The organism is Pseudoalteromonas sp. DL2-H2.2, from assembly GCF_021532535.1.
Classification (GTDB): Bacteria; Pseudomonadota; Gammaproteobacteria; order Enterobacterales; family Alteromonadaceae; genus Pseudoalteromonas; species Pseudoalteromonas rubra_A.
In genome coordinates this window covers 494,027-508,338 of sequence record NZ_JAKGBD010000001.1, presented here as the reverse complement: position 1 = coordinate 508,338, position 14,312 = coordinate 494,027, and the positions used below count along the sequence as shown (strand labels likewise).

Genomic DNA, 14,312 nt, shown 5'->3' with positions numbered 1-14,312 from the left:
CATGAAAAAAGAGCATTTAAATAACATGGCGATATCGCGCCGCAGCTTATTAAAAATGTTTATGGCGTCGGGTATTTCGACCGCCCTGATCCGCACATCGCCGCTGGTATCAGGATTGCTTTACGCACGACATGCCGATGCCATGGACGCCGGGCTGCCCAACAAAACCGTGTCTATTTATATTCCGGGCGGCTCTATTGCGTCGCTTTGGAACCCCACAGGCAGCGGTGAAACCATGCAACTGGGCGTGATGTCGGCAGGCTATGAGCCGGTTAAAACCGAGTGTAACTTTATGGTCAATATGGCCCATTCCAATGCGGGTCATGGCCGTATGCCGGTGCTGCTCGCCCAGAGCTGGGGCGGCGACAGCTACGACGTCACTATGGGTAACGCGTTAGGCCCGAACCTGCCATTTCGTTATCTGAACTTAGGCGTTCACAGTAATGGCCAGGGTCACTTAACCAAAGACAACCGTAACCGTTTGCCGTTCCAGGAAAACCCCTTCACCGTATATAAAATGGTGTTTGGCGGCGCCCAGGGCAGCAACAGCAAAACGCCTATCATGAATGCGCATATGTCGGCAGCCAACGCGATTAAAAACAGGCTCGCAGGCTACGAAATACAGCGCATGAATGACCATCTTGATGCCATTGCAGACACTCAGCGGCGTTTAGATGAGCTCTCTGGCGGCACCTCCTGTGGTATTGCCCCCGATGACACTGAGTTCCCATTAACCTTTGATACCTTCAGTCAGCAGGCAAGGCTGCAAGCAGACATAGCCGTGGCAGCTTTACAATGTAACCTGACCAGCTCGGTATCACTGGCCTTTGGTAACCACCAGTCAGAGTTCCGTATTCCTGAGCTGAACTTCCAGGGGCACTATCACAACGCCATTCACGGTGGCAGTAACGGCCAGCCAAACTACCCGTACTACACCGAAATGCGCAGCCACCTGGGCAGCCTGAGCGCCTATTTGATCCAAAAACTCAAAGCAGCCGGCATCTTAGACAGCACAGTGGTGTTAGAAACCACCGACATGGGCCACGCAGACAAACACTCTGCCAACCCCTGCGCCTATCTAATCGCCGGCGGCGGCGCCCGCATCAACCGAGGCGTAGTCAGCGATATCGGCTCTGGTTACAACCAGCACGATGTACTGCACACCGCAGCCAAAGCCTGTGGCGTAGACCTTGGGTTTGGTAAGGAAATTCCGGGGGTGATTGTTTAGGTGGTTGTTTTGGCTTTTTTTGATAACTGCTATTTAGTGAGTAGTTTTGGTTTATAGATAATCAGGACAGCAAAGCCCCTTTTTAGGGGCTTTTTTTGTGGCTTAGCACTTGGGTACGCGCATCCTCATTTGACACGCCAAGACCTGAAGCAAACTGAGCCTCAGCTGCACGCATTTCTTCCAGCAATTCAATTTTCTCTTGCATCGCCTCGTACTCAGCCACATCAAGTACAACGGCAACACCTTTACCGCGCTGGGTGATTACCAATGGACGACGCGTCTCATTGATTTGCTTGATATAGGATGCAACACCAGCACGAAACTCAGAAAGCGACTGAATATCTTTGTCCAGATGAATACGACTCATAACGAACCCTAAAAAGTACAAAATAACGTACAGATAATAGTTCAACTAATGATGAGGAGCAAGAAGTTGGGTGTGATGTGATAGTTGGTGCACTAGCGGAGCTGAGTACATGGCGGAAGCTATTACTCAATATAAGGCTACCTAGCTGCTCTTGTAGAGTTTATAAAGCAGTGCGACTGTATCTTCTCTAAGTGTTGCAGGCAGAAAAATGCAACGAGAGTGAAGATAGCCAGTGAAAAGATAAGACATAGCAAACTAGATCGCGACCTTTTTAGATTGCCAAGTATAGCGATGATGGATACTCTTCCAATACCATAGGCAAGGGAGTGTAAATCACGTTTGCCGAAATCACAGCACCTTGCCAAATAGGAAAAAGATGGGTCTAATAATACTCATCAGTAAAGTTGTTCTGGCAGGGTATGAGTCATGTTGAAGCGATTTATGTCACAATCGATTTAAAACATTAGTCACTCATCAAAATCAAATCCCGCAGCATAAACCACACCAGCCATATGGCGTACAGGTAGTGGTCCAGTTCAACCAGCAATTATGCGTACCGCGTATGCATGTATACAAATACGCTACATGAAAATGCAGTTTAGAGCCTTAAGTCAATAATAAGCAAGGAATTTGGATGGCAAATTTACTAGATTGGAATACGCTGGATCATAAAGTCAAGGCATATCTTGATCCAGAAAATGGAGTGGATATTGCGCAAAAAGCATTCCCAATTTTAATGGTTTCTTCATTGTTGGCGGTTTCTGATGAAGAGGCTGAAGATTCAATTACAGATGGCTCGAAGGATCGCGGAGTTGATGCTGTTTTTGTCGATGATAGAGATGGACGTAACTCAATACATGTATTTCAGTTTAAGTATGTCGACAGCTTTGAAAATACAAAGAAAAACTTCCCCAGTGGTGAAATTGATAAGTTAGTTTCGTTTTTTGATGATCTCTTAGATCTAAACAAGTCATTGGAAGATACTTGCAACCCTATTTTGTGGAATAAGGTTAAAGAAATGTGGGCGGCACTAGATAAGCCAAAACCCTCCATTGAAGTTCATTTTTGCGGAAATACACTGCCAATGCAAGATGCGGAAAAAGATAGAGCTAACGCATCTTTAGGTAAATTCAAGTACTTTAACGTTCACCATCATAGCTTAGACTCAATTGTAGAGATGTTTGTTGACAAAAAATCTGCAATTATTAACGACCAAATACAAGTTGTAGATAAGGACTATTTTGATAGAACTGATGGCAGTATTCGTGGGCTGATCTGCACGGTAGAAGCAGCTGAAGTTGTAAGAATTATAACTGACCCAGAAACCCCTACATCTGTTCAAAAAGAAATATTTAATGACAATGTTCGTGTTTACTTAAGTCGAACAAACAAGATTAACAGAAAGATAATAGAAACGGCTCTTTCTGAGGATAATCCGTTATTTTGGTATCTAAACAACGGAATCACTATTACATGTGACTCTTTCTCATATCCAAAAGGGAAACGGGCTCCAATAGTTGAACTAAAAAATATACAGATTGTAAATGGTGGACAGACATCAAATGCTCTATTTGAGGCGAGTCAAATGGCACCTGAAAAGCTAGATGATGTACTAATACTCGTTCGTATTATAGAAACAAAATCCCAACCCGTAAGCCTCGCAATCGCCGAATCGACAAATAGCCAGACTCCAATAAAAAGCAGTGATTTGCGCTCGAATGATGACATTCAGAAGAAGCTCGAAGAGGCTTTTGAAGGAATGGGTCTTTTCTACGAACGAAAATTAAGTCAGCACTCAGATAAGCCAAAGCCAAATAGAATAGACGCTTTAACAGCGGGGCAAGCCCACTTGGCCTATGGGCTAGAACTGCCAGAAGTAGCGAAGAAAGATCGAGGAAGGATATTCTCAGATTTATATGATCAAGTCTTCACAGATGAACTGTTAGCCGATGAATTGCTGTGTTCATTAAAAATATTAAATGTTATTGAGACTATCAAAAAGAATCTGCAATCTGCGATTCGAAAGCAAGAGGACTTCGATTCCAACCAGTTGTTTCTTATAGACGGAGCTTACCATGTCTTATTCGCAATTGGTCAGATCTGTGACGAAAGGGAAATTGAACGGTTGGATTTTGAAGAGGCTGTAAAGCTTGTACCCATTGCGATGACGTATATCGCCGAATTAGTTGAGGAAACCCAAGGCAAAGATGAATCCTTTTCCTTTAATAGATATTTTAAAGATGCTAAAACAAAAACAAAGGTCGCTTCATTTATTCAAAATAAAGAGCGGGAAAACGTTTAGCAAAGCTAAATGAACTTTGCATATCACCGTGATTTAAAAATATACATAGAGATTCCTCAGAAGGCGGCGTTAGGGCAATAATTCAATACAAGGGAGTGCTAGTGGAAGCATTTAAACATCAGGATGTGCAACTATGCGCATCTATTCTATCGGCGGCAAAAACTCCAGATGATGCATTAATTGCGTGGTCAAGTATGCGAGCGCAGCACCCAGATCTAGTGGGTATTGTTTGTTTGGATTCCTATAGACGCAGCACGCTCCCACAGTCAATCAAGAAGTATACCAAAACCCCTCTTGATTATCTTGTCCCTTATTTTGAATCTGAGCATATTTACTTCCTTGAAGATGACCTATTAAGAAATATGTTTAGTTCAAACGAAGTAAAGTTTGATATTGACTATACATTGATGCTGGATACCAATATTGCTTCCTATATAAATAAATTGGTTCGAGGCGAGCCACTTGGGGGAATGCAAAATAAAATCATACCTTTGATTGACGGGGTTTTGCATGATGATCTGAACTTCGACGCTTTGTTTTATATGCTTGAAAATACAAAGCGTGTAATCAATATTATTGGCAAAGAACACAGGTCAAAGCTTTCATTTTGGAAAGCTCTTGACAAGGATTTTCGTTCAAATTTAGTCAGCCTACAGATATTTAGAAGCATTGACTGTAAAGAGTATAAAAGAACGTCAAACCCTAAGCCAGTATTCACATATCGTAATGCGTCTCGTAGAGCAATAGATTTCGCTTATGATTTTTACGCATCTAAAATTGGCAAGGAGCATATTCTGGACTTCGTTCTAGTTCAAAAACTGATATTATTACAGTTAATTGGAATGGTAAAAATTCAGCTTTCATCAAATAGAAATGCAAAAAACAAAATGGCGGACTACTTCAATTATATTCATGAAGTAGTTGGAGCTTACTTTGATAGGGAGTCAATCACTGCACACAAGTACTTTTTGAATAGAAATAGCATTGGCATTCTAAATAAGATACAGAAGGGTATGCCAATGTCAGGCCTCCTCAAGAAGCTTGATAATATCGCCTGGGATATGGCTGCCCCTAGGTTTATGGAGAAATTAATTACTTCTATGACTAGAGCTAGCGATGGTAGATATTTTATACCAATGTTTGTATCCTTCGATAATAATCTGCGTGATCTTTTATCTTTGTTTCCGGTAAAAGGGGCTATTTACAGCAAGTCCGAAGGCGATCTTATCCCTCTGCCTAAAATAAATACAATGGATTATTTTCAATCCCACGGTTGTGGAGGTTACCTTGAGCACTTATACAGTGAGCCCGTGAGAACAGAAAGAATGTCCAGACCAAAACCTACAAGACTAAGCGTTCATAGGCTCATAAAACGGGAATACAGGGAGCTTAGAAAAATAATCAGCCATAACAAATAAACATGTGACATTCAACCAATTAAACGAGCTTCAAAATAATGCAGTACCGCACATTAGTAGATCCCGGCTCGCAAGCGTCCGGGATGACGGTGGTGGATGTCGGTTTTGAGAAAAAGTTCTAGTTTTGAAGATGTGGTTCGGCCGTGTCAGCTTTGACTGCCAGGCCGATGCTCATTCAAACACTGTCTCACTTTGATTTTGGTGCTATCTGATAAAGATGCGCTACACCTTTGATCCACCATTATGTCCCAAAACCTAATTGCTGTACTTTACTCAAAACCTGCTGATAGCGAATGTCTGCGCAGCTGCCAAACCCGGCACGTTGTCTGAATTTGGAAGACGTTGCCAGTGGCGAAGTCATGCCGGTTAGGAATCGGGTTAGTATTGCCAGGCTGGGTGTAACGCCAATTTGCATCAGATGCTGTTTTAGCGCATTTAAGTCGTTTCGTAACGTATCGTCCGGCGGAAATTCGGCCTGCTTAGACTGGGTTAATTGTGCAACTTGGCCTCGGCACGCCGAGCAGTGCCCGCATTGCTCTGGGGCATTTTCGTCGTCAAAATAGCGCGCTAAGTTGTAACTTAAACATGTGTTTAACTCAAAAAAGCGCAGCATGGCCCCAATACGTTTAACCTCGGCTTGCTCCTTCTCTAAAAAGTAATCCGCAAGTTCTTTGGCCAAATCTGGCTCTGCCAGCTTAGTATCAATAACCTGATACACCTGCATCATGCGTTTTGACTCAAGCTCGATATGCCCTTGCTCATGCAGGTAGTCCAGCGCCGCTACAATTCGATTTCTGTCATGTCCTTGTTGCACTAAGGCCTGAATATCAACGGTGCCCCACACTTTCTTAAAGTGCGTATTGGCAATTATCTGCTGGATAAACTGCTGACGGTTCGCATCGAACATGCTGATGACGTCCTGCTCTGTGCGTAACCACTTAAATCTAAAGTCGGCGTAAAAGGCGTATTTGGCCTCAATCACGCCTTTGAGTTCGAGCTGTACCAGCAAGGTTTTTAATGCCAGCAATCGGATATTGCTGACTTTGGAGGCGCTGAGCTCCTGCATTTCCCACAACCCCTGCTGTTGCGTTGATTGAATTTCGTCAATCAGTGCCTGAATGCTGGCTTGCTCCGGGGTGTCGGCGTAAACAAAGTTCTCAAGCGTCGCAACGCCATCTAAGTTAGCCAGGGTAATGCATTCAGAAAATTGCCCGTCGCGCCCTGCGCGGCCTATCTCCTGGCTGTAATTCTCTATTGATTTTGGCAGATCGTAGTGCACCACAAACCGAATATCGGATTTGTCTATGCCCATACCAAAGGCAATCGTGGCAACAATCACTTGCTTGTGATTGTTCATAAAGTCGTTTTGGATACTCTGACGAAGGCTGTCATCCAGCCCGGCATGATAGGCAGCGGCATTTACGCCGGCCGCCTGCAACTGCTTAGCCACCTGCTCTGCTTGTTGTTGCAGCGTGACATACACAATGCCTGCGCCAGCTTGCTGCTTTAAATAGCCAATCAGTGCCTGCACTTTTTGCGCTTCCGGGTAGGCATACACGCTTAGATCCAGATTGGCACGGTAAAAGCCCGTCTGGACAATGTGCTCGGGTTTTATATCAAACCGGTTGGCCATGTCGCGCTTTACTTTTTTGGTCGCCGTGGCGGTAAGCAGCAGCACTAGCGGGATGTTTAACTCATTACGATAGTCGGGTAACTTTAGATAATCGGGCCTGAAATTGTGGCCCCATTCAGAGATACAGTGCGCTTCATCAACCACCAGCATAGAAATAGGCACTTGCTTAATGAATTCTCTGAAGCGCTCGTTCTTAAAACGCTCAACCGAGATCATCAGCACTTTAATGCTGCCATTTCTGACATTTTGCATCACAGACTGGCTTTGCTCCCGGGTTAACGTTGAATCTAAACTGGCCGCATTGATGTTTTTGCTGTGTAAAAACTCAAGCTGATCTTTCATAAGCGCCAGCAGTGGCGAGATAACTAAGGTTAAATTGGGCAGCTGTAATGCCGTCAGTTGATAACACAAGGACTTACCAGAACCAGTTGGGAATATTGCGAGGCTAGAGTGGCCGTTGACCAGCTGGGTGACTGTTTGTTCCTGGCCAGGTCTGAATGCTGAAAAGCCAAAACGTTGCGATAAGGTTTGGTGGAGCGCCGATTCGTTCATGATGCAAAATTCCGTGTTAACAACTGCCGTGTAAGATAACACATTACCAATCTCCAACAATACTTAACCAGTTTGACGAGTGGCAGGCTTCCACGTGACGGCGAAGTTGGTCGGGTTCGTGACCAGAAGGAGCCACGGTATTGCCGGTTAATAGATCCCGGCTCGCACGCGTCCGGGATGACTGAGGGGTTGGTTGGGTATGCGATCTGAAGGAATCACCGTATTGCCGGTTAATAGATCCCGGCTCGCATGCGTTCGGGATGACCGAGGGGGTGGTCGGGTTCGTGACCAGAAGGAGCCACGGTATTGCCGGTTAATAGATCCCGGCTCGCACGCGTCCGGGATGACTGAGGGGTTGGTTGGGTACGCGATCAGAAGGAATCACCGTATTGCCGGTTAGTAGATCCCGGCTCGCATGCGTTCGGGATGACAGTGGGAGTGGTTGGGTTCGTGACCGGAAGGAGCCACAGTATTGCTGGTTAATAGACCCCGGCTCGCACGCGTCCGGGATGACAGTGGGAGTGGTTGGGTTCGTGACCGGAAGGAGCCAAAGTATTACCGGTTAATAGATCCCGGCTCGCACGCGTCCGGGACGACAGCAGGGTTGGTTAGGTCCGCGACCAGAAGAAGCCGCAGAATTGCTGGTTAATAGATCCCGGCCCGCACGCGTCCGGGATGACGGTTAAGTTCGACGTTAGCAGGACATAATAGTGCTGTAGGCTGGCAAGCTGCCGGATAATGAAGAGGTTTGTCGAGTTCGTAATAGCAGCAAAATACCGAGCTGCATATTAGTAATTTCCCCGTTCTCATGCCTTCATTTCTATTACAGTTTTTTAAGTACATTCCGTTTGCTTTTTTCATCAAACAGCCTGTGCGCAAAGATTCGGTCTTTTTCTAACCATTACAAGAAGCTATCTACACTCAAATCAAGCGAAATTAGAGCTAAAACTCACATCTTCACACTTCTTGCACTTTTCGCGCCTATATTTGCCGCGGTTGCTAGTACAGGGGCGAAAAAAGCACCCTGATTAAGGACCAGCTTCACACTAAAAGGAGAGGATTTTTACCATGAAATCAAACAACACACTGGCGTTGCTGCTGGCAGGTGCAGTCGCGGCATCGTTTGCGGTACATGCCGCAATAGATACCGATGATGAGAAAGTCACACGATTGGACTTGCAAGGGCAGATAGATAACTTTGCGCCCTTTTCTAAAACTCTGTGGGCCGGGGCGCACAATGCCTATGCCTCACATGCCTGGAGTAAAGGTACGTATACCGATGTAAATCAGTACTATTCTCCCAAGAGTCTGCTAAAACGCGGCATACGGGTGATGGAATTTGATATTTACCCGGAAGGCACCTTTGACTCTACCCCTATGCTGTGCCACAACTCGCTGGAAAATAAAGCCATTTGTTCAAGCTTTCATGCAAAGCTGTCGGAAGGGTTAGACGACATTAAAGACTTTCTGAAAGACAACCCGGACGAAGTGGTGTTACTGAAAATCGAATCGTACAAGCATAACGACCATAAAAACTGGCACAACAAAATTGGCGAGCGCCTGCAAAAAGACATAGGTGATTATTTGTTGATGCCCTCTGACTGGGGCTATGCCGATAAGAGCTGTGCCTCTTTGCCGGTGTCGCACCTCACCAAACGCGACATTCTGGCGGCGGGTAAGCAGCTGGTAGCGGTGGTGCAAACCCCCAGGGATCACAGCAACTTGTGTTCCTATCACAGCAGTGGCAGTTACTCTAAATTCTGGAATACCGTATTTATCGGCGTCGATGCCTTCGATGCCAGTGGCACTCTGCAAAGCAACCAACCGTTTTGCCAGAATGGCAGCAATGAGTGTGTGAACGGCGATCAGACCGCACACTATCTGGCCAACAATATGACGGTGATCATTGATGGCGCGACGCAGCTTAACCCGGATGGTCCCAGTTCAAGTAAAACTGGCAGCAATGTGATCAGCAAGTGGGCCAATAAAGGCGCGCAAATTCTTGAGCTTGCGTTGGTCGAAGCCAACAACACCAGCGCTGCCAGCGGCTATGGTGCCAATGAAGTCCAGATTGAAGACTTTATCTGGTCGTGGAAATCGAACCGACCCAATGGTTCGGGCGACTGTGCCAGTCTAGAAAGCGATGCCGCTATCGTCGACAAAGCCTGCTCTACCTATCAGTACCACGCTTGTGTAGATGATAACCGTAACTGGAAGCTGACCACCAGCAAGGGTAGCTGGGAGATGGGTTTTGCGAACTGTCTGAGCCTGGGCGGCAGCTATACCTTTGCGATGCCATTCAATGCCTATGAGCATGTGCAACTACAAAACACCATAGGTGCCAGCTCCGAGCACCACTGGGTGAACTATTACAAGGCGTTCGATGATTTCTGGTTGTCGAACTCCGCTGAGCATATCGACTGGCAGTATGTGAAAAACACTGCGGTGGGTTCGACTAATAAGGGCGATGGCTTTAACGATATTGCCTTGTTAAAGCGTAAAGCCCTGGTGGGCGGCACCTTCAACCTCAGCTCAGTACGGGTTCGCTCAAACAATCGGGTAGATGGCTTTCAGGCTTGTTACGAAACCAAACAGAGCCTGTCCCATACCAGTGTGGGCACGTCAGAAATGTGCGTTACCTATGGCGGCAGCGGCGGTAGCTGGGGTAATAAGCTCACCTTTGATGGCAGCAAGGGCGAGCACCTAAAAAGCCTGCAGATCTGTAAAGACGATGGCAAATATGGCTATGATACGGTGTATTATCTGAAGCTGACTTCCAGCAATGGCAGTTCAATCAAAGGCGGTACTTCGTCTGGCAGTTGTACAACCTACTCGGCCAGCGCCAGCCAGCAACTGTTTGCCTTTCATGGCACCGATAATAAAGAACTGAACTCACTGGGCGTTTATCGCATCGCCAGTTCACAGGTTAACGGCGGGCTCTATGCCACTGGCTGGCTTGACCGCGATGACCCGGCCAGCGGTGACAATGAGCTATTCAGTTCCCACCAGTCAGTGGGTAACATCGGCGCCAGTTGCAGCACCAGCGATGTTGCGGGGGTGATTGCACGAGTCAAAGGCAACAAGCTGGACTCAAGCCTGACCGGCCAAAACCTGGTCAATAACAGCTCAGGCTTTGCCTGCTGGAACTCCAGCAATGGCGGAAGCAGCAGTTACACCACCTGTGAAGACTACGAAGTGAGATACTTCTTCACCAAGGCCAGTTGCTTGCCTTAACGGGTTTACCTTTATTGGTTTATCATGCCAATTTAAAAAAGCGCCCTCGGGCGCTTTTTTGTTATTCACTTGCTTGTATCGACAACGTGATGGTCGACGACAAGGTTTCCTGAGGCCCTACTTTGGCAGCACCTCCGATAATATGCAGCTGCTCGTTAAACGAGACCGAACCATGACCATGGCGCGGTTGCGGCAAGCTGGGCAGTGCCTGCCACAGATCCGTTTGCGGATCGTATGCCCATACATCATCAAGGGCTTTGCCTGCCTGCCAGTCCCCATTGGGGCCGAATACCTCGCCACCCGACACGATAATTTTACCATCCAGCACACTGGCGGACAGCCCCGCCGATGCAACGGGTAAAGGTGCAATTGGTGACCAGCTATCCGTTTTGGTGTTATAAACTTCGCCGTGGCTGAGGTTAACGCCTTCTTTGCCGCTGGTACGTCCGCCAATCAAGTAAATTTTATGACCAATCACCGCGCTGGCGGCGGAATTGCGCGCCACACTTGCCGGCTTAACCTTACGCCAGTAGGCGTTGTTAACCAGCACATAGTGTGCGTCGGTATCTATGTTTTTACCGCTGTCCCGGCTGGGCGTTTTACCGCCAATCACATGAATGTTTTTGCCCACGCTGGCATACACAGATTCGGCAAGCGGTATGGGTAAAGACGGCGCGTTGCGCCAGGCCTGCATATTGCCGTCGAGCCTGAAGACCGAGCGCTGGATTTGCCAGGCATCATCCTTAGCCCCCGTAAAACCACCAATGGCATACAGAAAATGCTGATTAGCGACCATACCCAGGTGATGCCGGGCTGCGGGCAAAGCAGGCGCTTTGGTCCAGCGCGCGTGAGCCGGGTGAAGTAAAAATACGTCAGTGGTGGGGCCTAAATCAGAAAACGACGGGAGATCGGAAGGCGTAAAGCCGCCCCCCACAAAAATACGCTTGTTAAAAACCGCAGGGTACACTTCCTGCAGCGCAATGGGTAAGTCGGGCCCGGCCGACCAGCTAAATGGCGTCCGAGGCTCAACGTTTTGCTCTGCCCCAAGCGATCCCGATAGCAACACAGCTGTTATTACCATAAAGACCCGACTTGCAGAGAATAGGCGCATTCTGACTCCTTAAAATTTAATCAAATTATGATACGGTACTGCCAGGGCGCAAGATCAGTGTGCGCGTTATCCTATACAGTTACCGTAAAACATAATCGACATCAAATAAAAGAGCCAGCGTGCGAGCCTGACTAGGCGACTGGTCGCTGTGCGCTGAGAATTTCCTTACGTACTATCTCAGCACCGGCACTGAGGGCATTTAATTTGCCCCGGGCCACGTCCCGTGCAAGCGGTGCCATGCCACAGTTAGTGCAGGGGTAAAGCTTATCGGCATCCACATATCTGAGGGCTTCTCTGAGTGTTGCGGCGACTTCTTCTGGCGTTTCTATCGTATCCGTCGCCACATCAATAGCACCGACCATGACCTTTTTGCCGCGCACCAGAGATAATAGCTCTACCGGCACCCGCGAGTTATGGCACTCCAGCGAGATAATATCTATGTTCGACTTTTGCAGCTTAGGCAACACTTCCTCGTACTGACGCCACTGCGAACCCAAGGTTTTTTTCCAGTCGGTGTTGGCTTTAATGCCGTAGCCATAGCAAATGTGCACGGCCGTTTCGCACTTCAGCCCTTCAATGGCGCGCTCCAGGCAGGCTATGCCCCAGTCATTCACTTCATCAAAGAACACATTGAATGCCGGCTCATCAAATTGAATGATGTCGACGCCGGCCGTTTCCAGTTCTTTGGCTTCCTGATTTAATACCTTGGCGAATTCCCAGGCCAGCTTTTCGCGGCTTTTGTAATGGTCGTCGTACAAGGTGTCTACCATGGTCATCGGACCGGGCAAGGCCCACTTTATTGGTTGCTTGGTTTGCTGGCGCAAAAACTTTGCGTCTGCAACAAACACCGGCTTCTGGCGACTAATAGGGCCGACCACGGTTGGTACACTGGCATCGTACCGGTCACGAATTTTAACCGTTTTACGGTTTTCAAAATCCACACCGTCGAGGTGTTCAATAAAGGTGGTCACAAAATGCTGACGGGTTTGCTCGCCATCGCTAACAATATCAACCCCTGCCAGCTGCTGCTCGTGCAACGACACACTTAGTGCATCTTGTTTGCCGTCAACGAGCGCCTGTCCTTCGAGCTTCCAGGGTGACCAAAGCACCTCTGGCTGTGCCAGCCAGGCAGGTTTAGGCAAACTGCCCGCAGTGGAGGTAGGTAAAAGTGTTTTCATAATTTCTGCCGCTTCTTTGTCGTTAACTATCAGGCGTAATTCGCCGACCATTGCTCAAGCACAGTCTGATAAGGTTTAATAAAGTGCTCGTGGGCAAATTGTCCCTGCTCTACCGCCAGCCTGCTGCGCTCTTCACGGTCGTACACAATTTGCGTCAGTGAGTGATCCTGATTTTTGAGGTTTGGCTGGTAGCGTCTGCCGGCCACTGCATTGGCGTTATAAATCTCCGGGCGGTAGATTTTCTGGAACGTCTCCATCGTGCTGATGGTGCTGATCAACTCCAGGTTGGTGTAGTCATTCAGTAAGTCGCCAAAGAAGTAAAACGCCAGCGGGGCAACACTGTTTGGCGGCATAAAATAGCGCACCTGCAAACCCATTTTTTTAAAGTATTGCTCGGTCAGCGACGACTCGTTTGGCTCATATTCAAAGCCCAGTACCGGATGCTGGTTTTCGGTTCTGACATAGGTTTTGCTGTCCGACACGCTCAGGCAGATCACCGGACGCTTTTTAAAGTTTTGCTGATAGGCACTGGAGTTCACAAAGTGTTTAAACAGTTTGCCGTGCAATTCTCCAAATCCTTCGGGGATGCTGAACTGCGGTTTACCTTTGTTGTGATCGAGCAGTACCACACTGAAATCGTAGTCACGCACATAAGATGAAAAGTTGTTGCCGACGATGCCCTCGGTGCGCTCACCGGTTTTATGGTCGATAATGTTGGTTTTCAGTACCTCGATAGAAGGAAAAGCTTCGCCGCTGCCCGCAATGTCGATGTCTACCGAGATGATCTCCAGCTCAATGGCATAACGGTCACCGTTTGGGTTGTCCCAGTTCGCCAGTGCATTAAAACGGTTATCGATCATCTTTAATGCATTTCGCAGGTTCGCCTGACGACTTTCCCCTCTGGCCAGGTTAGCAAAGTTGGTTGTGATCCGTGTATTGTCTGACGGACGATAATGCTCATCAAAAATGAGGCTTTTGACTGTAAAAGTAAACTCGTTGTTCATGGCGTTCTGGTATCCAATTTTCTGTAATTAACCCAAATGTACAGTGCTCTTCTTAGTGCAGCGTTTGCACTTAGCCATAATCAAACAGGTCTGGCGCTGAGAGCACATACATTGTTACCCGGGCAAGCACTTGAAGAAAAACGGTTTAATTTCACCTAAAACTTGAGCTGTGCTCATGCTTGTTACTCAGCTGCGTTTTTTCGTCGGCCAACCACAAGAAAATGGGCATGAAAACACCTGGAAATTTAAACATCTAGACATCCAGATGTTTAAAGTGAATTTCCT

9 protein-coding genes are annotated in these 14,312 nt (G+C 47.3%); 4 read left to right on the top strand and 5 right to left on the bottom strand.

Annotation, left to right across the window (positions count from 1 at the left end; genetic code table 11):
• The first annotated feature begins 1 nt into the window (after window position 1).
• On the top strand, window positions 2-1,228 hold the full coding sequence (locus tag L1285_RS02055; protein WP_052713331.1) for a DUF1552 domain-containing protein: 1,227 nt from the start codon (window positions 2-4) through the stop codon (window positions 1,226-1,228).
• Window positions 1,229-1,310: 82 nt separating this feature from the next.
• Here the strand turns inward: L1285_RS02055 and L1285_RS02050 are convergent, their stop codons facing one another.
• Complete coding sequence (locus L1285_RS02050; protein WP_235410785.1) at window positions 1,311-1,595, bottom strand: type II toxin-antitoxin system Phd/YefM family antitoxin; 285 nt, start codon at window positions 1,593-1,595, stop codon at window positions 1,311-1,313.
• A gap of 634 nt (window positions 1,596-2,229) precedes the next feature.
• Between L1285_RS02050 and L1285_RS02045 the strand changes: the two genes are divergently transcribed.
• A complete protein-coding gene (locus L1285_RS02045) occupies window positions 2,230-3,897 on the top strand; it encodes an AIPR family protein (RefSeq protein WP_235410784.1) in 1,668 nt (555 codons plus the stop codon).
• 101 nt (window positions 3,898-3,998) lie between these two features.
• A complete protein-coding gene (locus L1285_RS02040) occupies window positions 3,999-5,315 on the top strand; it encodes a hypothetical protein (RefSeq protein ID WP_235410783.1) in 1,317 nt (438 codons plus the stop codon).
• Window positions 5,316-5,556: 241 nt separating this feature from the next.
• On the opposite strand, the gene L1285_RS02035 is transcribed toward L1285_RS02040, so the two are convergent.
• On the bottom strand, window positions 5,557-7,500 hold the full coding sequence (locus L1285_RS02035) for a RecQ family ATP-dependent DNA helicase (RefSeq protein ID WP_235410782.1): 1,944 nt from the start codon (window positions 7,498-7,500) through the stop codon (window positions 5,557-5,559).
• A 1,068-nt stretch (window positions 7,501-8,568) separates the two neighbouring features.
• Between L1285_RS02035 and L1285_RS02030 the strand changes: the two genes are divergently transcribed.
• Window positions 8,569-10,734 (top strand): phosphatidylinositol-specific phospholipase C domain-containing protein, encoded by a 2,166-nt coding sequence (locus L1285_RS02030; protein ID WP_235410781.1) that lies wholly within the window; start codon window positions 8,569-8,571, stop codon window positions 10,732-10,734.
• Window positions 10,735-10,795: 61 nt separating this feature from the next.
• Here the strand turns inward: L1285_RS02030 and L1285_RS02025 are convergent, their stop codons facing one another.
• From L1285_RS02025 to L1285_RS02015, 3 genes are all read right to left on the bottom strand, one after another.
• Complete coding sequence (locus L1285_RS02025; protein WP_235410780.1) at window positions 10,796-11,845, bottom strand: Kelch repeat-containing protein; 1,050 nt, start codon at window positions 11,843-11,845, stop codon at window positions 10,796-10,798.
• Window positions 11,846-11,976: 131 nt separating this feature from the next.
• Complete coding sequence (locus L1285_RS02020) at window positions 11,977-13,023, bottom strand: methionine synthase (RefSeq protein WP_235410779.1); 1,047 nt, start codon at window positions 13,021-13,023, stop codon at window positions 11,977-11,979.
• Window positions 13,024-13,052: 29 nt separating this feature from the next.
• Window positions 13,053-14,027, bottom strand: a complete 975-nt coding sequence (locus L1285_RS02015; RefSeq protein WP_235410778.1) for a DUF1852 domain-containing protein — start codon at window positions 14,025-14,027, stop codon at window positions 13,053-13,055.
• Between the last annotated feature and the right edge of the window lie 285 nt (window positions 14,028-14,312).

Bases quoted from the DNA above. Each gene is read 5' to 3' on its own strand.
- L1285_RS02055 (WP_052713331.1), top strand. From the start codon at position 2: ATGAAAAAAGAGCATTTAAATAACATGGCGATATCGCGCCGCAGCTTA.
- L1285_RS02050 (WP_235410785.1), bottom strand. From the start codon at position 1,595: ATGAGTCGTATTCATCTGGACAAAGATATTCAGTCGCTTTCTGAGTTT.
- L1285_RS02045 (WP_235410784.1), top strand. From the start codon at position 2,230: ATGGCAAATTTACTAGATTGGAATACGCTGGATCATAAAGTCAAGGCA.
- L1285_RS02035 (WP_235410782.1), bottom strand. From the start codon at position 7,500: ATGAACGAATCGGCGCTCCACCAAACCTTATCGCAACGTTTTGGCTTT.
- L1285_RS02030 (WP_235410781.1), top strand. From the start codon at position 8,569: ATGAAATCAAACAACACACTGGCGTTGCTGCTGGCAGGTGCAGTCGCG.
- L1285_RS02025 (WP_235410780.1), bottom strand. From the start codon at position 11,845: ATGCGCCTATTCTCTGCAAGTCGGGTCTTTATGGTAATAACAGCTGTG.
- L1285_RS02020 (WP_235410779.1), bottom strand. From the start codon at position 13,023: ATGAAAACACTTTTACCTACCTCCACTGCGGGCAGTTTGCCTAAACCT.
- L1285_RS02015 (WP_235410778.1), bottom strand. From the start codon at position 14,027: ATGAACAACGAGTTTACTTTTACAGTCAAAAGCCTCATTTTTGATGAG.